The organism is Paenisporosarcina sp., assembly GCF_049671445.1.
Lineage (GTDB): Bacteria > Bacillota > Bacilli > Bacillales_A > Planococcaceae > Paenisporosarcina.
Window position 1 is genome coordinate 24,176 of the sequence record NZ_JBATUX010000028.1, and the last position, 23,818, is coordinate 47,993.

18 protein-coding genes and 1 pseudogene are annotated in these 23,818 nt (G+C 36.3%); 2 read left to right on the forward strand and 17 right to left on the reverse strand.

What is annotated here, in order from left to right; translation table 11 throughout:
- Nucleotides 1–113 precede the first annotated feature (113 nt).
- The 10 genes and pseudogenes from WBG45_RS04305 to WBG45_RS04350 form a co-directional block, all read right to left on the reverse strand.
- Nucleotides 114–1,157: an anti-sigma-I factor RsgI family protein gene (locus WBG45_RS04305; RefSeq protein ID WP_424412636.1), complete on the reverse strand. Its 1,044-nt coding sequence runs from the start codon at nt 1,155–1,157 to the stop codon at nt 114–116.
- A gap of 24 nt (nt 1,158–1,181) precedes the next feature.
- Nucleotides 1,182–1,301, reverse strand: a pseudogene (locus WBG45_RS04310) (anti-sigma factor domain-containing protein); the annotation flags it as partial.
- Nucleotides 1,301–2,080, reverse strand: coding sequence for an RNA polymerase sigma-I factor (gene sigI / locus WBG45_RS04315; protein WP_424412552.1), 780 nt, complete (start codon nt 2,078–2,080; stop codon nt 1,301–1,303). The gene sigI and the pseudogene WBG45_RS04310, both read right to left, overlap by 1 nt.
- Nucleotides 2,081–2,164: 84 nt before the next feature.
- Nucleotides 2,165–2,914: a hypothetical protein gene (locus tag WBG45_RS04320; RefSeq protein WP_424412553.1), complete on the reverse strand. Its 750-nt coding sequence runs from the start codon at nt 2,912–2,914 to the stop codon at nt 2,165–2,167.
- A gap of 133 nt (nt 2,915–3,047) precedes the next feature.
- Nucleotides 3,048–3,758 carry a TerC family protein gene (locus tag WBG45_RS04325; protein ID WP_424412554.1) on the reverse strand — a complete coding sequence of 237 codons (711 nt, stop codon included), beginning with the start codon at nt 3,756–3,758 and terminating at the stop codon, nt 3,048–3,050.
- A gap of 539 nt (nt 3,759–4,297) precedes the next feature.
- On the reverse strand, nt 4,298–5,383 hold the full coding sequence (locus tag WBG45_RS04330) for an SDR family oxidoreductase (protein ID WP_424412555.1): 1,086 nt from the start codon (nt 5,381–5,383) through the stop codon (nt 4,298–4,300).
- A gap of 107 nt (nt 5,384–5,490) precedes the next feature.
- A complete protein-coding gene (locus WBG45_RS04335) occupies nt 5,491–8,544 on the reverse strand; it encodes an efflux RND transporter permease subunit (protein WP_424412556.1) in 3,054 nt (1,017 codons plus the stop codon).
- Nucleotides 8,545–9,491: 947 nt separating this feature from the next.
- Nucleotides 9,492–11,066: a peptide chain release factor 3 gene (locus tag WBG45_RS04340; protein WP_424412557.1), complete on the reverse strand. Its 1,575-nt coding sequence runs from the start codon at nt 11,064–11,066 to the stop codon at nt 9,492–9,494.
- Nucleotides 11,067–11,251: 185 nt separating this feature from the next.
- A complete protein-coding gene (locus tag WBG45_RS04345) occupies nt 11,252–12,736 on the reverse strand; it encodes a UDP-N-acetylmuramoyl-L-alanyl-D-glutamate--2,6-diaminopimelate ligase (RefSeq protein WP_424412558.1) in 1,485 nt (494 codons plus the stop codon).
- Nucleotides 12,737–12,747: 11 nt separating this feature from the next.
- Nucleotides 12,748–13,803, reverse strand: coding sequence for a M42 family metallopeptidase (locus WBG45_RS04350; RefSeq protein ID WP_424412559.1), 1,056 nt, complete (start codon nt 13,801–13,803; stop codon nt 12,748–12,750).
- 140 nt (nt 13,804–13,943) lie between these two features.
- Here WBG45_RS04350 and WBG45_RS04355 point away from each other — a divergent pair, with 140 nt between their 5' ends.
- Complete coding sequence (locus tag WBG45_RS04355) at nt 13,944–15,506, forward strand: ATP-binding protein (protein ID WP_424412560.1); 1,563 nt, start codon at nt 13,944–13,946, stop codon at nt 15,504–15,506.
- Nucleotides 15,507–15,530: 24 nt separating this feature from the next.
- Here WBG45_RS04355 and WBG45_RS04360 read toward each other — a convergent pair whose 3' ends face one another.
- From WBG45_RS04360 to WBG45_RS04385, 6 genes are all read right to left on the reverse strand, one after another.
- Complete coding sequence (locus WBG45_RS04360) at nt 15,531–16,118, reverse strand: PepSY domain-containing protein (RefSeq protein ID WP_424412561.1); 588 nt, start codon at nt 16,116–16,118, stop codon at nt 15,531–15,533.
- A gap of 87 nt (nt 16,119–16,205) precedes the next feature.
- Entirely contained in the window at nt 16,206–16,931 is a 726-nt protein-coding gene (locus tag WBG45_RS04365; protein WP_424412562.1) for a PepSY domain-containing protein, read from the reverse strand.
- Nucleotides 16,932–16,992: 61 nt separating this feature from the next.
- On the reverse strand, nt 16,993–18,345 hold the full coding sequence (locus tag WBG45_RS04370) for an ATP-binding protein (RefSeq protein WP_424412563.1): 1,353 nt from the start codon (nt 18,343–18,345) through the stop codon (nt 16,993–16,995).
- A complete protein-coding gene (locus WBG45_RS04375; protein ID WP_424412564.1) occupies nt 18,329–19,051 on the reverse strand; it encodes a response regulator transcription factor in 723 nt (240 codons plus the stop codon). The genes WBG45_RS04370 and WBG45_RS04375 overlap by 17 nt, the downstream gene beginning before the upstream one ends.
- A 682-nt stretch (nt 19,052–19,733) precedes the next feature.
- Complete coding sequence (locus WBG45_RS04380) at nt 19,734–21,122, reverse strand: aldehyde dehydrogenase (RefSeq protein ID WP_424412565.1); 1,389 nt, start codon at nt 21,120–21,122, stop codon at nt 19,734–19,736.
- A gap of 140 nt (nt 21,123–21,262) precedes the next feature.
- Nucleotides 21,263–22,201 carry a Gfo/Idh/MocA family protein gene (locus tag WBG45_RS04385; protein ID WP_424412566.1) on the reverse strand — a complete coding sequence of 313 codons (939 nt, stop codon included), beginning with the start codon at nt 22,199–22,201 and terminating at the stop codon, nt 21,263–21,265.
- 146 nt (nt 22,202–22,347) lie between these two features.
- Between WBG45_RS04385 and WBG45_RS04390 the strand changes: the two genes are divergently transcribed.
- On the forward strand, nt 22,348–22,491 hold the full coding sequence (locus WBG45_RS04390) for a hypothetical protein (protein ID WP_424412567.1): 144 nt from the start codon (nt 22,348–22,350) through the stop codon (nt 22,489–22,491).
- A gap of 49 nt (nt 22,492–22,540) precedes the next feature.
- On the opposite strand, the gene WBG45_RS04395 is transcribed toward WBG45_RS04390, so the two are convergent.
- Nucleotides 22,541–23,818 carry an MDR family MFS transporter gene (locus tag WBG45_RS04395; protein ID WP_424412568.1) on the reverse strand — a complete coding sequence of 426 codons (1,278 nt, stop codon included), beginning with the start codon at nt 23,816–23,818 and terminating at the stop codon, nt 22,541–22,543.

The following is a 23,818-nucleotide window of genomic DNA, read 5'->3' on the forward strand; positions in this document are numbered from 1 at the left end:
TCGAAAAACAGTTAGATCATCTTCCTATTCTAAGAAACATTTGAAGAAAAAGAAAGAGGTAGTCTATTTTCTCCATAAAAAAGTGCTTCTCTCTGGAGAAGCACTCACTTTATTTAACGTTTTGGTTTATCATCTTTTAGGATCTTTCCCTTAGCATTGCCTCGTTTTTCCTGTTTAATCTTTTCTTTTTTTACTTTTTTCTTCACTTTTTCAAGCTTATCTTTTTTTTCGTTTCCTTTAACTTTATTATCTTTTTTAACGATATGTGAGTTGGAATCTTTTGTATTTGTAGAGTTGCTTTGTTTATTAGCTAGTTGTTTACTTTTGTTCTTAGTTTTTAGATGCTCTTTTTTATTATTTTTTTCATTTATTTTTTGTTTTTCTTTCGATTTTTCATTATTGACTTTATTTTGGTTCACTTTTTGTTTTTCTTGTACCTTTTTATCGTTTGGTTTATCTGTTTTCAATGATTTATTATGAAGGTTAATTTTCTCATTTTTAGGTTCTTTTTTCTCTTCCAGGTCTTTTTCAATTACTTTTGAATTGTCTTGTTTTTTATTAGTTTCTCTATTTTTTGTTTCGGACTTTACTTTACCTTTTACTTTATCTTTCACTTTTTCAAGTTTATCTTTATTTTTCTTTTTTAATTCGTCTTGATACTTTTGTACAGAAACCCCTTTATTTGTTGCGGATTTCCAGTCAGATACTGTTGCTTCTGTCACTTTTATCGCTTGTTTCTTGGGTAAAGCTTGACTTGCTGAAGTGGCTACAGCCGTTTCAATGACTTTTTCTAATGTTTCATGATCCATATCATTTTGATAGATTGTTGTTATCTCAACCACTTCTGTTTCTTCAATAAGTGATTCAGTTCGATCAACTATTTGTAGTAAAACCCATGACAAAGGCTTCCCTTTCCAAAATGAAATATCTCGTTTAATTCCTACACCATCGTCATTTAGTCCTTTAAAAGAATACACATTACCAGCTTTATTAATACCCAGTTCAATACTTGGATTGATATCGATTTGCACATAGGCAGAAACATTTGATTGTGCAGGTAACAATACAGAGAATAATAAAACAATTGTAGCAACAACGGAAAGAATCGGAGTCGTCCATCGTGATTTAAATGAGTATTTAGCTTTTTGTTGTTTCATGTTTTGATAAGGTCGAAAATAAACTTCTTCCCCTATTTGAACAGAGGATGTAAGGGGAATGCCTTTTTCAAAAAGTCCATCAGACGTTAAGAAAATGCTATATGCAGTTGTTGTCTCAAAGACAATCCCTTTATGCGTGTTCATTATGACATTCTCCCTTTTAAGTAATCTTTAATATAATGCAAATCACTTTTTAGCAAAATAACGATTGCCACAATATATTTGCGATGTCGTTCAATTGTCTTACGTGAGACATTTACTAACTCCTCAAGTTCTTTCATAGGTAACCTTTTCTTCGTTAGTAACATCTCGTAAAACTCATCTGTTTCCACAATGATTTGAGCAATTTGTATAGCTGTTTGACGAGAGTCTTCGTGAGATGGTGAGACCTTAACAAGTTCTTGAAAACTTAATCCATAGGGCTTTAGCAATGATTCAAATACTGCTATTTGGTGCCTTCTTTCCTCTGCCTGCTGCTTCGCTGTAAATTGTTCAAAAGAATGTGAAGACTCTAGGATGTCAAATGAATCCTGAAGATCTTTATTTTCAAACGGTATTTGTCCTATATGAATTTCTTTTCTTCTAGATTCTTTACGAATAAAGTCGATCAATTTACGCCGAATCAGCAGATGTGCGAAAGTTAAAAAAGAGGCATTTTTACCTAATTCATAATGCTCAATGGCTTCATTAAAAGCTAGCATTGCTATACTGTATTCATCATCTTGTTCGCTAATATAGCGTTTGCACACAAAAGATGCAGTTTTTTTCATAAATGGTGTATAGGAAGAAAGAAGTTCATGATGAACTTCCTTGTTCCCATTTTTCGCTTGGATTACAAGCGCTTCAACATTTTGTTTTGTTTGTTTTTTTAAGAAAATCCCTTGAATTGAAGCTAGAATCACAAGCTCACCCCGTTCTTGCACAATAGTTAAGTCCTATCGATTGTAACGGGTTCTTGTGAAAATGAAAAGGCAATTTGCATGTCATTTTCTTTACATTTTCTAGCCTTATTTCTTATCTTTTTCTTCTTTTTTTCCTTGATGTTTTGCTTTTTGATCATCTTTTTTCATTTTATCAGAGGTTTTTCGTTCTTCTTTTTTTACTTGTTGCGTTGCTTTGTGCTCATCTTTTTTTACTTGTTGTGCGGCTTTGCGCTCTTGTTTTTTTACTAGTTGTGCTGCTTTATGCTCTTCTTTTTTCGCTTGCTGTGCTGCTGTGCGTTCTTGTTTTTCTACTAATTTAGTCGCTTTTTGAGCTTCTTTTGCTGCTTCTCTTTCAGCCTTTTTCAACTCATGACCAACTTGTTTTTCTGTCTTTTCAGATTCGTTTTCTTGTGATTTAGGAGCGTCTTTCACTACTTCAGTTTCGTCTGTTTCCGGAATGTTCTTTTCTACTTCTGTTTCATCTTCAACTGGAGTTTCTGTTGATTCTTCTGGTTTATTTTTTTCTTCATATTTCGCTAGCGCATTTTCAAGATTCTTATAAAGAGCTGACTTAGCTTGTGGATTGCTAATTTTTTCAATGTTTGTCGATAGGGCAAAAATATTATTAGCAGTTAAACCTACAGGGATATTTGCTACAATCATTTGCAAATCTTCAAGTGATGTAGTTTCATTTTTCACATTCTTCAAAGCATCTTGGAGATTTACGGTTTCGAAAGTTGATGTGTCTACTTTTTCAGTATCATTTGCAAAGACTTGGATTGAAGTTGATGCAAGTAAACCTGTAGCTAGTAATGCTGCACTAATTTTTTTCAATGTGCTACACCTCTTATAATTTTTTTGAACGTAATCTCGTTCTTCTAACTATTCGAAGAGTTTCCAATCTTTTGTGGGGGTACCAAAAAAAAACTGCTAATAATCAGTATGATTATTAGCAGTTTTTTAATTTTTATTTATTAATATTTTCTTCATCTTCAAGTTCATGGTCAGCTATAACAAGCAATTTTCGGTTTTTATAGCGGCCAGCAAGAACAACTCCAACGGTAATAACAATAATCATTGTCCAAGTAATAATCGGATTAGCATCAAAGAAATCTTTCAAAAAGCCTTCATGAGTAATCATTCTAGCTGCTGTAAACGCTAATACACCTGAACCAATATAGATGATAACAGGGTATTTGTCGATTAATTTAACAAATAGTGTACTTCCCCAAACCATAATCGGAACACTTATAATTAATCCTAAAACGACTAATAGGAAACTACCATGTGCTGCTCCAGCAACAGCCAATACATTGTCTAGTCCCATAATGGTATCAGCAACAATAATGGTACCAATTGCAGACCATAAATTGGTTGAAGCTTTGTGATCGCCTAAATCACTTTCATCAATTAATAATTTGTAAGCAATCCCAATAAGAATAATCCCACCCACAAGTTGTAAACCTGGAATTTTCAATAACCAAACAATCGCTAGTGTTGCAAGAACCCTTACAACAACTGCTCCTACAGTCCCCCAAATAATTGCCTTCTTTCGGTGATGTTCTGGTAGGTTCTTTGCAGACATACCGATAACAATTGCATTGTCTCCTGCTAAAACTAAATCAATCATAATGATTGATAACAATGCCACTAAAAATTCTACTGTAAAAATATCCATGTTTTTCTCCTTTAAATGAATGTTCATAAAGAGCATAAAAAGAGCCGTTTTGAGGAACTCAGATGATACCACTTATAGTGGCATGGATCTGACTGACCGACGGTACTTGCCTGAGACGACGCTGTCTTTGAGCACCGGACATGTATAGGATGTGCTGACTTCTGATTTGATTCCTGCGGTTATTTGTCGCATGATAGGTTGCGCCTCACAGGACGTGAGCGCTTTCTGCAGAAGTTCCTTCTAGTACATTTGGTGAGCAGCGGAAAAACAAGACAACGACGAGATCCGACAGCAATTTTTAACTGACTTTTTGAACTACCTTCTTTTTTTTGAAAACAAAAAAGACCTATCACCTAATAAAAGGCAAAGGTCTTGCTAAGCTCATTATAAATGGCTATCATAACCGATGGTTTTACCCACGTAATGACGACTATGAAATAGGTCTCCCTATAGCTACTCCCCTTTGACAACAGTCAAAAGTCTATTAAGTTTTCATGTATCCTAATTATATCATAATCCTTAAAGTTGTAAACAATGGACTACTTTATTTGAACATGATAATGTTCGTCCTTTTTATGCATTTGATAAAATGCAATCATCGATGGTAACGAATCAATAAAATCAGCACATTCAATATCACTATCTTTTAGCACTTCATTGGCTACCGCTGTATCGAACTGAGCTGCCCACGTTAGATAATCCAATGTTTCTTTTTCCACACCTAATCTCTGTCTAACAAATTTTAGGTCAAGTCCTTTTCTTGCTAATACTAGAGGAAATCGGCCTTTTGGCAATTTACCTGTTACTTCCCACACCATATGACGATACACTTCTTCAACCGGATGAGGATGGGGATCAGTTAAATGTATAGTTTTGCCAGCTGCTCGTGCACTTTCGCTGCAATAAACAACTGCTTTAATAATAAAATCAATTGGCACAACATTAATATACGCAGTTGACTTACCAACGTATGGAATTACCGGAAGTTTACTTAATTTATCAATCATATTGATAAAGAAATAAGGTCCATCAAATTTGATAGTTTCACCTGTTCTTGAATGCCCTCGCACAATTCCAGGTCGAATAATAGTCGTAGGAACGATAGTTTTCATCTTTTCTACCAGCAGCTCAGCCTCAAACTTTGTTTCTTCATAATAATTTTTAAATGCAGTAGGACGGATTAATTCATCTTCTCGCAAGATGCCCTCGCGTGTTCCTGCGACATAGGCAGTACTGAAGTACATATATCTCGTAATTCTCGGCAGAGTTTGAACAAATTCATTAACCATTTGAGTGCCATGTACATTGACTCTCCACGCAATGTCTCTTGGCACTGCTAAATCATACAGAGCTGCTAAATGCCAAACTACCGTAACTTGTTTACGGACTTGTTGTAAAGTTTCGTCCGACATTCCCATGTTTGGTAATGTGATATCTCCTTCAACAATCACAATATTGACGTTTTGTGATTCTTTAACTAACTCCTTAGCTACTTCTTTAGCAATTGCTAATTGTGTTGGTAGGACAACAGCATAGATAATTTCAACTTTTTTCTGCTGAATTAATTCCACGATGATTTGTCTTGAGATAAATCCGGGAAATCCAGTAATGAACGGAATATGCATAAGTATCCTCCAAATCCTTTGTTTACTGAATAATACAAAAATATGGATAAAAAAACAACGCCTATTCTTGATGCAGAATAGACGTTACATTTTTTCGATATTAAAAGTTATGAACTTCGACGTGTTTCTCGGTCGAATAAACTATATATAACGGGAATTACGTATAGAGTTAATAATGTAGAACTTATTAATCCTCCGATTACAACAATCCCCATAGGTTGATTAATTTCGGTCCCTTGACCAATACCTACTGCTAGGGGTAATAGCCCAAGAATTGTTGTTAAAGCAGTCATTAATATCGGTCTAACACGATCTCGAGTAGAAGAAACAATGGCTTCATATGAAGAATATCCCTCTTCTTTTCGTTGATTAATAAAATCAACTAACATAATCCCATTGTTTACTACAATGCCGACTAGCACCAATAACCCAATGACTGCTGTTATGCTCACTGGAGTTTGAGTGACAAATAAGCCTAGCGACACGCCAATAATCATTAATGGTACTGAGAACATAATGACAAACGGGTATTTAAACGATTCAAACTGAGCCGCCATCACAATATAAACCAAGACAACTGCGAGAATAACCGCAAGCAACATATCGTTAATTGCACTTTCAAATAGCTCTCGATCCCCACCAAAAGTTATGTCAACTTCTTCTGGCAAATTCAGTTCTTCAATCACTTCGTCTACTTGATCAGACATTTCACCTAAAGAATAGCTCGACTTATATTTAATCGTAAAATTAACTGAACTCGCTTGATCAACTCGACGAATAGAAACTGGACCTTGTGCAATTTCAATATCTGCTAATTCTTGAAGTTCAACAAATTGTCCTGAGGGTGTACGTAGCTTTAATTGTTTTAGCTGCTCTATGCTACTACGGTACTTTTCGTCGTATTTTACATAGACACCATACACATCATCATTCTCAGAAATAATTTGAGTAGCAAACGCACCACGTGTCACACTATTTACCGTTTGTGCTATCTGAGCTGGAGCCATACCATACTCAGTTGCCGCTTCTTTATTAACTGTCATTTGTATTTCATCAATCGTATCTTCCAGGTCATTTGAAATCTCTGTAACTGAATCAAATTTACTTAAAGACGATGAGATATCTGTCACTGCTTTTTCTAATCGCTGGTTATCAGTATCTGTCACAGTAAATGATAATGAATTTGGTGTTGAGCCAGCTGCAGTTTGTAAGTTGAAGCTAACTTCGGCTTGTTCTCCTACAATATCCAATACTTCTGGTTGTACTTCATCTACAAACTCAAACACTGAGCGGTCACGGTCATCTAAAGGAATAAGCTTCACGTACATTTCAGCTCGATTGGATTCAGAAGATCCTTGTGATTGACCTTGTTGAGTGCCTCCTACCAAGCTTACGTAGACATCAACATCTTTTTGTTTCTTCAAAACTTCTTCTATACTTTCAACAACTTCTTTTGTAGCACTTGTAGATGAGCCATTTTCAAGTTCTACGTTGACACTTACAAATCCTTCATCTGTTGCTGGTAAAAATTCAGTTCCGACTTGGAATAAACCAAATGCTCCGGCTCCTAGCATGATAGTTGTGACGCCCATCACGATTAGACGATGTCCAAGTGCCCATTTTACCGAACGTTCAAATTTATTATATGATTTTGAACGCCTTCTTTTTGCTTCAGAATCGCCTTTCGGTTTCTTCAACATTCGACTGGCAAGCATAGGAATAACGGTTAAAGCCACAACCAACGAAGCGATTAAACTAAATGAAATTGTTAAAGCAAACTCAGTAAATATCTGACCAATTAATCCGGTAATAAAAATAACTGGGACGAAAACAGCTACCGTCGTTAAGGTTGAAGCAATGATCGCTCCGGCTACTTCTTTTGTTCCTTCTGAAGCTGCAGTTTTAGAATCTTTGCCCATGCCTAGATGGCGTTCAATATTTTCGATTACGACTATAGCATTATCAACTAACATACCAATACCGAGAGCAAGCGCTCCCAATGTCATGATATTTAGTGCGAAATCAGCAAAATACATTAATACAAATGTCACGATGACCGAGTATGGAATGGCAATCCCTATAATAATAGGGCTCTTTATTCCACGTAAAAAGACAAATAACACTAACATAGCAAAAAGGCCACCAAATATTAAAGAAGAACCAATATTGCCAATGGCTAATTTTACGTAATCTCCTTGATCAAATAAAATATCAGCTTCTACACCTTTAAACTCGTCCTTTTGTAAAAGGTCATCCAATGATTCTTTAAAAGAGGTAGACACATCCGCTGTGTTTGCACCCGATTCTTGCAGCACAGACATTAAAACGGCTGGTTCTTCATTAGCACGTGTTTCAATTGATGTTTCTTGTTCAGCTAATGCAACCGTTGCTACATCTTCGACAAGTATGTTTTTACCATCTAACGGATTTACTGTAACTACAAGTTTTTGAATATCTTCGACTGTAGTTAAAGTGCTGACAATACGAGTTGTTAATTGCTTACCATCTTCCGTTTCAATGGGGTCTCCAGGGAAAGATACATTGTTAGCTTGAATCAGTTGCACAATATCAGATTGAGCTAAGCCTTTATCTTCTAGCTTTTGTTGATCAAGTAATATTTGTACTTCCTCAATTAATTCACCCGAAACGTTGACACTTGCTACACCTTCAGTTCGACGTAGTTCTTTTTCTAATTGCTCTGCAATTACTCGAACGTCTCCCCTATTTTCAGGAGCACGGAGTGATAGTTGAATGACTGGAAACTGTGCAGGATCAAATTTTAAAAAGCGAGGTTTCTGTGATTCATCAGGAACAGGCGTTTGATCAATACGTTGCATAATATCCGTCTGTACATCATCAATGTCGGTTGCCCAATCAAATTGTAATACAATAAAGTTTGCACCTTCTCGTGAAGAAGATTGCAAGGTTTTGATACCCGGTAAAGTTGATAAACTTGCTTCCAACGGTTTTGTCACTTTTTCACTAACTTCCGTCGGGCTTGCCCCAGGATAACTAGTTACAACTACACCGATTGGTGGATTCAACTCAGGAATTAACGTAACAGGTATTTTTAAAAAGGATACTACTCCTAAAATAATGACCAAAAACATGATAACAGTAGTAAAAACGGGGCGTTTTATTGAAAAATCGCTAATTTTCATATGATGGATTCCTTTCTTGCACTAACTTCTACCTCTATCATATTCGTTACGCACAGTTACTTCAAACATGAATCGTCCTTAAAGTTACACTGACACAAGATTGACAATATTTCTACGTGGATACAGAATGTGGATTCCAATTGTTTCTTAAAATAAATAAAGAATGCTTATGATATTGAATAATATACAAAGTAAACATTTGCACCTAGAATATCGCAATTACGTGGATCTCGAGTAATTTTCATTCTTGTTGGTACATGCAATACGTTAGGCAGCGCAAATGGTTTTAGACACGAATACTTGATTCTCGTCGCAGAGGATAGAATGGTTTTCAGTTCGCTATGGACGATACCTAATGCAACATAATCTAGAGAATAAAGAGGATGGGCTTGTGACTACGTCACTCGCCCATCCTCTTTTTATAGATTATCGTGCGGCGGATGTGCATCCTTCGCGCTCTTGCAACCTGTAAATCCACAGTAATATTGCTTTGGTTTATTAAAGATTAGGAGGTTTCTTTAAGTAGATATTCGACCGAAGATACTATTTCGGTCTCTTCCTGCTTCATTTATTTCCAACCACTATTAAGAATGAGTCATATTAAAGAATACTGTTTATATTGTTGAACTTACAAAGAGTGCATTTGCTCCTAGCATGTCTCAAGAGCGTGAAATGAGCCAACAACTAAGTGATTTTCAAACTTGTTGGCTCATACAGAACATGAGGAAATGTCCGATACACAACTGTATTGCAAAAAGCACCACTTCTTTGTAAAAATCTTTATAAAGAAAATAGTTGATTGAAGTGGAAGACGGCGACTCCAGCGGGAATAGCTCGACCTCGCCCGCTGAAAGCTTCCGTTTGAAGAGGAAATCAACCTCTACTTAATAAAAAAAGGGAACTGCCCTTAGTCATATTTTATGACATCTAGGACAGCCCCTCTTTCCTTATAACAAACTATACAGTTCGATATTATCATTTTTATCTTGGAACCAACGCATCGCAAAATCATTTTCAAACAAGAAGACATAGCGATCATATCGATCACGCACAAGCATGCTTCGTGGGCTTGACATGGATTCTTTTACATCACCTTCATTTTGAATCCAACGAGCAATTTTGTTGCCGATTGATTCCATACGTACTTCAACGTTATATTCATTTTTCATCCGGTGCTCAAACACTTCGAACTGAAGTTGACCAACTGCACCTAATATCACGTCTTCAGTATGCAAAGTTTTGTAATATTGAATGGCACCTTCTTGCACCAATTGCATAATACCTTTATTAAAATGCTTTGACTTCATGACATTCTTCGCTGTAACACGGACAAATAATTCAGGAGTAAATTGTGGCAATTTCTCATAGTTGAACGTTTTCTTACCACCCACAATTGTGTCGCCGATTTGATAACTTCCTGTGTCGTGCAGACCAATAATGTCACCAGCTACTGCAATCTCGACTGTTTCACGTTCGTCAGCTAGGAACTGTGTTGATTGAGTTAATTTAAAAGTCTTTCCTGTACGAGCTAACGTCACGGTCATTCCTCGCTCGAATTTCCCTGAAACAATACGCACAAAGGCAATACGGTCACGGTGGGCAGGATTCATATTCGCTTGAATTTTAAAAATAAATCCAGAAAATTCATCTGTAACAGGATTAATTTCAACATCCGCATCTGTTTTACGTGGTTGCGGAGTCGGTGCAAATTGTAGATAGGTTTCCAAAAATGTTTGTACACCAAAATTGGTTAAAGCACTTCCGAAAAACACGGGTGTCATTTTACCATTTTTCACTTTTTCATGATCAAAATCATTGCCCGCTTCATTCAGTAACATAATATCTTCTAATGCTTGTGTGTAGTAAGAAGTCTTTATCATCGAGTGATCAACTGCTAATCCGCCATCTTCATTCAATGGTAAAAAGCGGTCAGCTCCATCTTTACGGAATTGCTCGATACGGTTATTAAACCGATCATAGATTCCTAAAAACTCTTTCCCCATACCAATCGGCCAATTCATCGCATATGATTCAATGCCAAGTACTTCTTCTAATTCTTCCATTAGCTCAAGTGGCTCTTTCCCTTGACGGTCTAATTTATTAATAAAAGTAAAGATAGGTATACCACGTAAGCGACATACTTTAAATAATTTAATTGTTTGGGCTTCTATACCTTTTGCAGCATCCACAATCATCACTGCACTATCAACAGCCATCAATGTACGGTACGTATCTTCACTGAAATCTTGGTGACCAGGTGTATCTAAAATATTAATGCGACAGTCATCGTAATCAAATTGCATTACTGATGAAGTAACTGATATCCCACGTTGCTTTTCAATTTCCATCCAGTCAGATGTAGCGAATTTACCTGTTTTTTTCGCTTTAACAGTACCAGCATCGCGAATGGCACCGCCAAAAAACAATAGTTTTTCTGTCATTGTTGTTTTACCAGCATCTGGATGTGAAATGATAGCAAACGTTCTTCTTGCTTGTATTTGATCTTGAATTTGAGTAGTCATAAATAGGTATTCTCCTTCGTTTTTCCTTTACTATCATATGGATTTTTCGAATAAATTACAAGTGCGGTAAAAGTCGAAAGAACCGATCGCCAAATTGTGATCGGTTCTTTGTTTAAAAAAAGATGTATTAATTCAGTTTAAATAAAGTGTTGTATGTTAAATTTCATCATTTCATTATTTCTAGATTATGAGCGAGATGGCGAATCTTGAAATTTCAACTTACCAGCTACTAAGGCAATATCCCCATCACTATGTGGATATTTTTTGCGTCCAATGATTTGATAATCTTCGTGCCCTTTTCCTGCAAAAATAATAATATCTCCTGGTTCAGCCATTGCTATAGCATGCTTAACAGCCTCTTCACGATCCCCAATACAAGCATAACTGTCATGAAGCATGCCCTTTTCTAAATCGCTTAGAATTGATTCATAAGGCTCATCACGAGGGTCGTCTGTCGTCAGTATTACATAATCAGCAACCGAAGCCTTTTCGGCCATAGAAGGACGTTTAGAGCGATCTCTATTTCCGCCTGTTCCTACCAAAAAGATTAGTCGTTGTGTCTTGTAAGGTAACACAGACGAAATAGCCTTTTCAATGGCATCAGGAGTATGTGCATAATCAATAAATATGGATATCGGTAATTCACTATCCAACTTTTCCATTCTTCCTTTTACTGGAGGAATTTTTTCAAGTTGTTCCAGGATTTGATGAACTGTATAACCTTGTGTATATAGAGCAGTTGTTGCTGCTAATGCATTATAGACATTGAACTCTCCAAGCAAATTCATTCGCACTGAAAAGGTCCCTTCAGGAGTCTTCATGTCAAACTGTGTACACTCTGCTTGCAGTTGAATATTTAGTCCTTGGAAATGAGCATCTTGGTGAATAGCATATGTCCAAACAGGATAACCGGTCATTTCTTTAAGACGGTTAGACCACTTATCATCTGAATTAACAACAGCATGTTTTGCACGTTGTAAATCTTGACCGAGTTGGGAAAATAATAAACCTTTTGCTTGTCCATACTGTTCCATTGTCCCGTGGAAATCTAAATGATCATGTGTCAAATTAGTAAAGATAGCTATGTCGAAATCCACCCCTGTTAAACGACCAAGAACCAAACCATGAGAAGATACTTCCATTATCATTGACTTACAGCCTTCATTTTTTGCTCGCTGAATCATTTGTTGTGTACTAAGTGCATCACTTGTAGTATTTGCAGAATCATAAAGTACGCCATTTAAATTAAAACCTATTGTACCCGTCAATGCGGATTTCACTTGTAAACCTTGTAGCATGTTTTGTAAAATTCCACTTACACTTGTTTTACCATTCGTTCCAGTGACCCCGATCATCGTCATGTCTTTTGAAGGGAAATCATAAAATTTCGAAGCTAATAATCCAACTGCTCGTGACGTATCGTCAACAATAATACAAGCTACACGACTGTAATCTAATTCAAGATATTTTTCTGTAACTATTATTTTCGCTCCACTTTCAATTGCCTGCAATGCGTAATCATGTCCATCCACGGTATATCCTTTTATACAGATAAAAACACTTTCGGGTTGCACGCTTCGTGAGTCAATCGCGATATCGTAAATTTCTATCGGAAGTGTTCCGTGAATTTTTTTAATAGGCAAGCAACTAATTAAATCAGATGACTGCATTTGCTTTCCTCCTATTCCGTCTCCATTGGAGAGAGCACATATGCTTCTAATAGTGCTGCAGAATGTTTCAATGAATCAATATGTGTTCGTTCTAAAGAATGTGATGATTCGATACCAGGACCGAATAAGGCATGTTTAACATCAAAACCTGCTCGTATTGCAGCTGAAGCATCTGATCCGTAGTAAGGATAAATATCCAATTTATATGCAATATTATTGTCTTTTGCTAAGTCAACCAACTTACGTGTTAAATCATAGTGGTATGGACCAGAAGAATCTTTCGCACAAATCGATACGGTATATTCATCAGATGTTTGTCCATCCCCGATAGCACCCATATCTACTGCTATATATTCTACAACTTCTGAAGGAATATTTGAATTTCCTCCAAAACCAATTTCTTCATTGTTCGAAATATAAAAATGAGTCGTGTGTGGGAGCTTAAGTTTATTATCTATTATTGAAGAGATTAGTTGTAATAATAATGCCGTACTTGCTTTGTCATCTAAATGACGAGATTTAATAAAGCCTGAATCCGTTTGTTCAAATCTAGGATCAAAAGATACAAAATCTCCTACTTCTATCCCTAGAGCTCTTGTTTCCTCCGAATTCATAACTTTTTCATCTAAACGAACTTCTATATTTTCTACATTGCGCTCTAGAGCACTGGCATTTTTGTATACATGAACAGTTGTTTGGTGCATAAGAATGGTTCCGCGAACTTTCTTACCAGAAGCTGTATGTATATAACAATACTCACCTTCAACAGAATTCCAGTTAAAACCGCCAACCATAGATAACTTAAGACGACCGCTTCCTTTTACGTCTTTTACCATTGCACCCAGTGTATCGGTATGCGCTGTTAATAGTCTATGTTTAGTTGTATCGTTGCCAGCTATAGTTGCAATTAATGCCCCTTTATTGGTTTGTATATAAGGTACATTCAATTTATCCAAAATTGAAGCCATGTATTTCATAATTTCTTTGGTATATCCTGAAGGACTTGCAATTTCTACAAGTTCTTTAAGTAGCTGCACTGTTTCTTTCTCTTTAAATGTGCTTGACATAGTAAACCCCCTATATGATAAATATCATACCAAAATTCAGCATGTTGCGACACTGACAAATCATGTATGATATAAGTACGATAACTTTCCGACTGAGGTGAAAAATGGACAAAACGCTTCTCCTACATAAAAGGAATCGATTGTTTATACAATTATTTGCAATTGGTTTATTATTTCATACGTTATTAAGTTTATTTATCCCTTATGAACACGCAACTTCTGTACCCATTATCGCTATTCTATTTTGTATCTCGTTATTTATTCTTTTAAAGCTAAAAATTAACAGTCAATTGTTGCAAATACTTTTAATAGCTGGCTTGAACGGATACATCTTATATATAATCATTGATACACCTTACTATATACATATTATGCTCTTTGTTTTCCCTTTAATTGTAGCTTCATTATACCATTCAATTACAGCAAGTTTGATTCTTTTACCGATAACAATTATGGAAATTCTTTTTTTATTTTTCACTTACTTTGATCAGTTTAAAAAAACAATTGAATTTGTTGATTTATATGTTGTCTTGTTAATCGTTATCTTAATTAGTGTAACAGCAATTTTCCATTCTCTATTAGTCCGAAAAACCTGGTCTAATTTAGAGGAACAACAGATTTCTCTAGAACGAGCTCTTGATTCTAAAGAAGGTTATTTACACATGTTTTTTGAAAATGCAAAGGATGGCATAGCTGTTTTTGATTTAGATGCTCGTATCATAGAAGTTAACCCAGCATTTGAATTATTATATGGATGGAGTCGTGAAGAATGTATTGGCAACCGCGTTCCACTTGTTCCACCTGAAAACTCTGAAGCAGCTAAAGACCGTATGAAAAAAATCTTAAGTGGTGAAAGTTTCTATTCATTTGAGACAAAAGATATGAAGAAAGATGGTACTTTCTTCGATGCTCAGTTAACACTTAGTCCAATTTTCAATAAATGTGGTGATATGGTCGCGATGTCCGTCATTACGCGAGACATTTCGTATCGAAAAGAAGCAGAAAAACTCATCATTCAAGCAGAAAAATTAAAGTTAGCAGGAGAAATCGCAGCAGGCGTTGCGCATGAAATAAGAAATCCAATGACAGTGATTTCAGGTTTCATTCAAATGATGAATGAGGATAATAATCACCCTTATCAATCCTACACAAAATTAATTGAATCTGAACTTGAACGAATTAATTTGATTATTAGTGAGTTTTTAATTCTTGCAAAACCTCATGTTACGACAATAAAAGAATTCGATTTGGAGAAAATCATCCAAGATGTTGTGTTATTGTATACTCCAGAACTGAATATGAGAGGAATCTTGTTAACAGAGTCTTGGAATGCATCCAATGTTGTGGTGGCTGGTGAACAAAACCAAATTAAACAAGTGTTTATTAATATAGTTAAAAATGCTGTGGAGGCATTAGAAAAAGAAGGTTCACTTCATATATCTTCAAAACTTGAAAATGATGGTTTTATAGGCATTCACATTCGAGACAATGGACCTGGTATGACGAAAGAAGTACAAAAACAAATCTTTGAACCTTTTTTCACTACCAAAACAACTGGAACAGGTCTTGGCATGATGATTTCCCAGAAAATCATCCAAGAGCATGGTGGAAAAATCATGATAAATAGTCGCTTAAATAATGGAACTCTAGTATCTATATTATTACCCTATAAATCACCAAAAAAATCAGCGTCGTCCATTTAAATGGAGACGCTGATTTTTCTATTATCATTCTTCGTTATCATCATCACTATCGTCGTCATCATCTTTAACAACTGATAACACAGCTCCGGAATTCGCGTCTACTTCAATATCTACTTCTTTATTGCCTTCTTCAAGTTCTATTTCATAATACGTTCGACCATTGTCTCTTTCAAGTTCAATTTCGGTTACAGTTCCAGCTGCTTCTTTTAGTGCTATTTCAATTGCTGCTTCATGAGTAATAGCTACATCACTTGAATCACTTTTCGTACTGTTATCATCAAGACCTGCTTCGTCATCATCTTTTGATTTATCTTCCTTTATTACTTCCCCTGTAACGGCATCCAAGTCTAAATCATATTCATATCCATCTTTTTTAATCTCGACTTCATAAACAGAACCTGATAATTTTCTTTCAAGTTCAACTTCGGTCACAGTACCGTCAACTTTTGCTAAGGCTTTTTCTGTTATTTCTTCATTTGTTAATATGCTGGTTTTCTCTTTTCCATTGACACTTGCTTGATCTAAATTCTGATTTGCTCCTGCTACCATTGCAACACTTCCAAGTACCAAAGCTCCTGCGACGATTGGGACAGTCATCCATTTGTTTTTCATTAATAATTCCTCCTTTGTTTGATACTTTCATGTTATATGACCAACATGAGAGAACTCGGAGAGAATTATGAGAAATTGATGAGAAATTTAATCGTCATCCGAATCATCATCATCGTCGTCTTGATCATCCCATGTAACGGATAAAATTTCACCAGAAACACCATGTACCTGGATGACGGCTTCCCTGTCATCTTCCGATTCGATTTCAATTAAATAATAACCACCATCCGCTGTTTCTTCATAAGTGGTGTATTGTACTTCTCCATTTAACTGTGTTTTTGCAATCGTTATTGCTTGTTGCTTTTTTATTAAAGCTTGCTCAGCGGTGCTTTGCTTTTCTTGGCTATCTAAAATAGTCCCTGTTATAGCGTCAACACTAAGAGTGATTAGCGTTTCGTCTTTTGCAATGTCAACTGAATAAAGCGGTTTCTCAGAATCACTACTCAAAACGATTCGTTCAATCGTCCCTTTATATTCTTTAGAAATAATCGCTTGAATAGACTCCTTAGACTTAATCGGAAGTTGTTGATTGGCAGTTTGTTCTAGTATTGTAATTGATATAATATTGCCATTCGAATCTGCAACTACCTCATATAAGCCACCTGGACGTTCTAACTTTGCAATATACTGGCTATTTTTTTGAATCAGATTAGAGACGGACCCTCCATACATTTCTACGATACGAGACTGTATGTCTTCCTTGGATACTGTTTCTTCTCCACTCGTCAGTTTCATCACAAATATACTACCGACTACAAATATAATTAGTGTGATTACGAGCGGGAAAAACCAAGCTTTCCCGAAAAATGTCATAAGTACGCCTCCTTTCCTTTAAGGATAATGGATGAACATTAAAATTGAATGAGAAAAGGGATTATTTTTTAGGCAATTCAAGCGTTATAGTGGTTCCAACATGCAAAACACTATTAATATCTAGCTTAATACCAAGACCTTCTGCCATTTCTTTGGCTAATGATAAACCTAATCCTGTACCACCCGTTTTACGATTACGTGCTTCATCTACTCTATAAAAACGATCAAATACTTTAGGGATGGAATCACTAGGAATACCAATGCCTCTATCTATAATTGAAATTTTTATCAAGCTGGGAGCCTCTGTAATAGTTATATCTATTTCGTCCTCACTATATTTCCGAGCATTATCAAGTAAAATAAACAACAATTGCTTCAACTTTTTCTCATCTGTATTGTAGATGTGAGTTTCAAAAGTTGATTCTATGATTAAATTAATTTCACGATGGTACGCTTGCTTCATTGAACGCAACGTCTGTTCTATTACTGTTACTAGATCTGTTTCCTCTCGATTAAATACCATTTCCTCGTCATAACGAGCAAGTTGCAACATTTGTTCAATCATATCACGCATTCGAACCGATTCTTGTAGGATAGCTTCAGTAGCTTCATGGATGATCTTAGGATCACTAATCCCTCGACGATTAACAAGACTTGCATAGCTTTCAATCACTGTTAATGGTGTCTTTAATTCATGCGATGCATCTGACACGAACTGTTCTTGTTTTTTATAATTTCGTTCCAACAAGGTCATCGTATCGTTAAACGTATGTTCTAGTTGTGCAAGTTCATCTTTACGATGTTCTGTCGTTTTGATTTGTTCGTAGTTTCCACTATTTTGAATCCGTTTCATAGCTCCAATTAAATGTTGGATGGGTTGGATAACAATTCTTCCAAGTACCATACTCGAGATTAGGATTGGGATAGCCCCGACTAGCGTTATGCTAATTAAAATCAGCTTTAATTCACTCAAATTTCGTTCAACATCAGTTAATACTTGAATAACTTGTAATTGTGAAATTGAACCTGTTGAGTCAATGAATGGGATGGAGATGGTCAACATTTTTGAACCATTAATGGTATTTACTTCGTGTTTTTCTTTGGTGACTGATTCGACTTTCACTTCATTAATGCGATCTGTGGTATTTACTGCAACTTCTATTTCACCCGAAGTATTTACAATTCTAACTCCTCCATTACCTGGAGAATAAGCACGTAAAATCGTCGCAGGGTTTGTAGATTCGTTCATTTGACTTAAGGCATGTATTAAACTCTCAGATTCCGTTGTTAGTTGTTGGAGCTCTGTTTCGTACGTATTTTGGCTATAAATTAAATATATTCCAACGTTCGTAATGCTCAAAACTAACAACATTAATAGTGTCGAGTAGAGATGTATTTTAGTTCTTAACTTCATCTATTTGCTCCTTTAATACATAGCCTACTCCTCGAACAGTTTGAATATATTTGTGAGTTTCATTAAAATCAATTTTCTTACGCAAATAACGTATATAGACGTCTACTACATTCGTTTCCCCGTAATAATGGTAGCCCCATACCGAGTCCAGAAGCTGTTCACGCGACAATACTTGATTGGGATGTTTCATTAAATGGAGCAATAAATCAAATTCTCTTGGGGTTAAATCAATCTTACGTTCTTTCCTTTTCACTTCACGTGTTTGTTCATGAAGAGTTAAGTCTCTATAAAGATGGTTAAACTTGTCGTCTACTTCTTCCACTTCATGATTGTGTTCGTGTTTTTTCATCCGCAAGTTAGCCCGAATACGCGCGAGTAATTCTTCCATTTGAAAAGGCTTTGTTACGTAATCATTTGCCCCTAAATCAAGACCCGCCACTTTATCCTCAACACTATTTTTAGCAGTTAACAAAATGACCGGAACTGCCCTATCGTCTGCTCGAATACGGCGAAGTACATCAAGTCCAGGCAAACCTGGTAGCATTAAGTCAAGTAACACTAAATCCCACTCCTGCTCACGATAGGTGATTAACCCATCCGTACCAGAATAAGCTATGCCCGTTATGTACCCTTCAAACTCTAACTCCAGCTGGAGAACACGGGCGATATTCTCTTCGTCTTCAATAATTAAGATTCGTTCACTCATTGTGTGTTCTCCTCCAAATTTTTCCTTCATTCTATCAAAAAAGCTAAGAAAATCCTGGCAAAGTTTGCCCGGTCCTTTTAAGAAGAGTAACCATAGTAGCCTGTTGATTTCCGCTACGGTGGACGCTTTTCGCGGGCATGGCTTCAGTCTCCTCGTCACTGCGTTCCTGCGGGGCCTTCAGCTCATGCTATTCCCGCAGAAGTCGCCACCTGCGCTCCAGTCAACTGATATAGACGGCAACTACGATTATAGGTTGGTTCTATCTCTCGCTTAACTTAGAATCATTCGTGTCTTAGCAATAAGCAATTGATAGATTTTCTTGTTGGGTTACTACTCACTTCATGGATTGTAGTGGAAGGCGGTGAGAAAACATGTGCTCCTGCGGTTACTCGTCGCAAAGATATTGGACGAATTACAGTTCCTCCAATATCTTTCCAGCGGGATTAGCGGGACAGGTGAGACCCCGCAGATCGCGAAGCGACCGAGGAGGCTCACCGCCCGCCCCGCGGAAAGTGTCCGCCTGTTTTCTGCATCGCTACGCTAGCTTCGAAACATGAAAGGGCGTTGAAACGGAAATTATCAATATAAATGAATCAATCTTTTTGTCCAAAACACCTGAAACACTGAATTTATGAAACTAAAATTACATACTTTATTATCTTTTTCAAAAAAGTCGCTCTCCTTAACGGAGTAGCGACTTTACAAGTTTAACTTTATTTTTATATGGAGGAAATACGAGATTAAGTGGCAGTTTTGTACTTTTCTTTAAAATTGACTTGGCATGTGTAAATGCTTCAAAACTATACTTCCCATGATACCCATTCATTCCTGAAGAACCAACTCCGCCAAATGGCATATGAGCACTGCCTACATGAGAAACCGTATCGTTTATACAGCCACCGCCAAATGGTAATTCTTCTAAAAAGTATTGAATCGCATTGTCGTTTTCACTAAATAAATAGGCTGATAGCGGCTTAGGTAGTTTACGAATTTGGCGAATTGCCGTTTCTAAACGATCATACGATAATATCGGTAAAATAGGTCCAAATATTTCATCTTCCATCGATGGACTATTCCATGAAACTCCTTCAAGTATAGTCGGCTCAATATAGAGATCTTCTTTATCCATATGGCCACCAGCAACGATATGATGACCTTCTTGGCAAATTAATTGCTCTAAACGATCAAATTGTTTGGCATTAATGATCCGTCCATAATCCGGACTAGATTGTACGTCTTTCCCGTAAAAATCTTTAAGCGTTTGTTTTAATAATTTAATAAAATAATCCTTAACTTCGTGATGGACAAGTAAATAATCAGGTGCTACACAAGTTTGACCTGCATTTACAAACTTGCCCCAAGCAATACGTTTTGCTGCAACTTCTAAATTCGCTGTATGATCAATAATTGCTGGGCTTTTACCGCCAAGTTCCAACGTAACAGGTGTCAATCTCTCAGATGCAGCTTTCATCACCACTTTTCCAACGGCAACACTGCCTGTAAAGAAAATAGTATCAAACGGTGCATGGATAAGTGCGGTAGTTTCTTCCCGTTCTCCTTCTACAACACGAATATATTCGTATGTGAACGCTGATTCGAGCACTTTCCGAATGACTGCAGCCGTATGGACTGCTGATTCTGAAGGTTTCACAATGGCACAATTCCCTCCGATAATAGCCCCAATAAGTGGTTCCATGACGAGTTGGAATGGATAGTTAAACGGTCCAATAATCAATGCAGATCCGTATGGTTCTCGAACAATAAAACTTTTTGCGGGTTGTAAATGAATAGCAGTTTTAACTGCTTCTGGCTTCATCCAGTCATCTAGATGCTTGGTCATAAAGCCGATACTATCAAGCACAAACCCTACTTCAGTTGCGTATGCTTCAAATCCACTTTTACGTAAATCTTTATAGAGAGCTTGCATGATTTCTTCTTCATGTAGTTGAATCGCATGTTTTAATTTAGCTAATTGTTGTTTTCTAAATGATGCTGATTTTGTGGCACCCGTGTAATAAAAATCATGCTGCAATCGAATCATCTGTTCAACATCTTGAGACGTGAAATTCATGTCATCACTCCTGTCATTTATTTCTTTATTGTAACGAGATGTATCTTGCCATGCAAAAATAGACACCTAAAAATCGGTGTCTAGGTTTTTTCTCCAATTATTTATGTTTAGATTTTAAAAATTTACACATAATAAGCTTTTTAAGTTAATAACTCATCAATCCATTGTTGCACGATCAAGCCTTCTTCAAATGATACGAGAGTTGCTTCACGTCCATTTTGTGCATCATGGCATGCATCCCATAACGTTGTAGGATGGTCCTTTAACTCGACTTTTATTTCAGGTTGATCACATTCACTCACCCATAGCTCTGACCAGTTTTTTATTGTCATTACCTTTTTAGTTCCAAACACTTTAAATAACAGGATTTCTTGTTGACCCATTCCACATAAACCATTGATAACTAAAGGAATACCCGTGTCAGTTTTGCCGATTGCCGATGATCCAATTTCTGATAATTGTTGATCTTTCGGATAATTGGTTTGATGTGCTGAAAAAGAGAAATTACCGAAAAGTCGGTACATGATTTGAAAGTAATGTGGAAATACTTCTCTTATAAAGCCACCTTGAGCTCTTGATCCAATCCAGGGATTTTGTTGCCACTTCCTTGGCCAATGTGGAAAATATGTATGAAGTTCCACTCGCAGTATGTCACCAAGGTTATGGTTCCGAACTTCACTCATAAGAGTTTGAATAGCTGGGCTATACATGAGTGGAAAATGCATTGCCGTTAAAATATTCGCTTGTTTCGTGCTATCAACCATTAACTTTCCACTTTCCACATCGTGGGCAAGGGGCTTTTCTGACAATACCTTACATCCTTTTTTGGCAGCTTCCAAAGTTAAATGTGCATGACTATTAGGAGGTGTTCCGATATAGACCCAGTGTGGTTGGGTGTTGAATAATTCCTCTAACGAAGACGCAATAGGTAACACATATTTATCAGATATTTCTTGTAAACGTTGTTTATTTTCATCAAATATCCCAATAATCTTACAATTATTATTAGCCAAAAGTTGTTGAATAATACGTTCTCCGACAATTCCAGTTCCAATTATTGCAAAGGTTGTTTGATTCATAATACACACTTCCTTAATTTGATTTGGATTTTCTAAATAAATAAAAACTTATTAATTTAAATCTTGAAAATATTTGTTTCAAGGTGTACCTTTGAAGGGTAAAGAACTTACAAATAATTAAGAGAATTTTAAAGGAGGATACAAACATGACGAAAACAGAAACATGGTGGGAACCTATATTTTCAGGTCATTTAAGCTTAGGACTAAACAAAGAGCGTTTAGCTGAATTAGAAGAAGAATCCTTCATTTACTTTAATGATACTGAAGAAATCGAACCACAGGAACAATAACTTTGAAAAAAAAAATAAAACGATATCCAACATAAAAACAGCTCTCCCTTTAAAGTCTAGGAGAAGCTGTCTTTTTTTGTTCAAATAAATAAAACATGAGGTAATACACAAAAGCACTTACCAATGCTAATAACGCAATTATCGTAAATGTCCAAAAGAATCCAAACCAAACCGTCATAGGAATGGAAATCGGTGCAATCATGCGTCCCACTGTGTATCTAAGACTAGCTGCTGCAAAGTATTGGCCACGCATATGTTCAGGTGCTAACTTCGAAATAAAGCTCTGTTGTATACCTACAGTCATTAATTCACCAAACGTAAAAATCGCCATTGCCAAAATGAAAATCCAGAACGAATCAAACAATGAAAAAACCACCATTGCAAGAGCATATAAAACCGATGATACAAAGAATGTATTTTTCTCTTTGAATGACACAACGAATTTTGTAACAGCAACCGTCAATAAAGCAACAAGCAATCCGTTCTCTGAGATCAAAATACTAAAAGCAAGCTCCCCAGTTAGTTTCACTTCGCTACCGAACCAAGTACCTAGGGATTGATTTCCGATTACTTCTTTTACGTAAATAGGCAACAACAAATCCAATTGCATAAACGTTTGAGCACCTAAAATTCCTGCAATGATGAAAAGTAAAAACAGTTTATCTTTTAAGATCAGGCCATAATCTTTTACTTGAGATTGAATGGCGTACATAAATCCTTTTGACGTATTGTTTATAGAGGTGTCGGAATTAGCTGGATTTGTTTCCTTGGTAAACTTAATCAGTATCCAAGCTAATAAAATACAGACCAATCCTGCAGTTATCATTAATCCAAATCGATAGCTGAAGAAGAAAATCCCACCAAGTATCGGTCCAATAACTACTGCAATGTTCATCGAAGTATAAAAAACCGCAAAGACTTCACTTCTATGTTCTTCAGCAACCACATCAGCCACCATTGCTTGACTAGCAGGCCAATACAAAGAACCAAATACACTTGCGATCGAAAACGCAATAAATCCTAAACTTGGAGAATCTAAGATTGGCGAGTTTGCCAATGCAAATAAGAAAAATGCAGCTCCTTGTCCAAAAGAGGACAAAACCATCATCGTACGTCGACCAAATTGGTCTGCACAATAACCACCAACTAAATTGGCTGCAACTGAAAAAACTTGCGACACAATAAGTAGCAATCCAGCTGTCGTTTTACCGAACTCTTCAGCAAAATAAATGGCAAGGAACGGGAAAAACATCCAGAACGTAATATTCATAAACGCTTCACCAATTAACCTTGCTTTTAAACTTTTATCCCAATCTCTAATTCTCAT

Coding starts and splice junctions, on each gene's coding strand:
- WBG45_RS04305 (WP_424412636.1), bottom strand. CDS start 1,157: ATGAAACAACAAAAAGCTAAATACTCATTTAAATCACGATGGACGACT.
- WBG45_RS04325 (WP_424412554.1), bottom strand. CDS start 3,758: ATGGATATTTTTACAGTAGAATTTTTAGTGGCATTGTTATCAATCATT.
- WBG45_RS04330 (WP_424412555.1), bottom strand. CDS start 5,383: ATGCATATTCCGTTCATTACTGGATTTCCCGGATTTATCTCAAGACAA.
- WBG45_RS04335 (WP_424412556.1), bottom strand. CDS start 8,544: ATGAAAATTAGCGATTTTTCAATAAAACGCCCCGTTTTTACTACTGTT.
- WBG45_RS04340 (WP_424412557.1), bottom strand. CDS start 11,066: ATGACTACTCAAATTCAAGATCAAATACAAGCAAGAAGAACGTTTGCT.
- WBG45_RS04345 (WP_424412558.1), bottom strand. CDS start 12,736: ATGCAGTCATCTGATTTAATTAGTTGCTTGCCTATTAAAAAAATTCAC.
- WBG45_RS04350 (WP_424412559.1), bottom strand. CDS start 13,803: ATGTCAAGCACATTTAAAGAGAAAGAAACAGTGCAGCTACTTAAAGAA.
- WBG45_RS04360 (WP_424412561.1), bottom strand. CDS start 16,118: ATGAAAAACAAATGGATGACTGTCCCAATCGTCGCAGGAGCTTTGGTA.
- WBG45_RS04365 (WP_424412562.1), bottom strand. CDS start 16,931: ATGACATTTTTCGGGAAAGCTTGGTTTTTCCCGCTCGTAATCACACTA.
- WBG45_RS04370 (WP_424412563.1), bottom strand. CDS start 18,345: ATGAAGTTAAGAACTAAAATACATCTCTACTCGACACTATTAATGTTG.
- WBG45_RS04375 (WP_424412564.1), bottom strand. CDS start 19,051: ATGAGTGAACGAATCTTAATTATTGAAGACGAAGAGAATATCGCCCGT.
- WBG45_RS04380 (WP_424412565.1), bottom strand. CDS start 21,122: ATGAATTTCACGTCTCAAGATGTTGAACAGATGATTCGATTGCAGCAT.
- WBG45_RS04385 (WP_424412566.1), bottom strand. CDS start 22,201: ATGAATCAAACAACCTTTGCAATAATTGGAACTGGAATTGTCGGAGAA.
- WBG45_RS04390 (WP_424412567.1), top strand. CDS start 22,348: ATGACGAAAACAGAAACATGGTGGGAACCTATATTTTCAGGTCATTTA.
- WBG45_RS04395 (WP_424412568.1), bottom strand. CDS start 23,818: ATGAGAATTAGAGATTGGGATAAAAGTTTAAAAGCAAGGTTAATTGGT.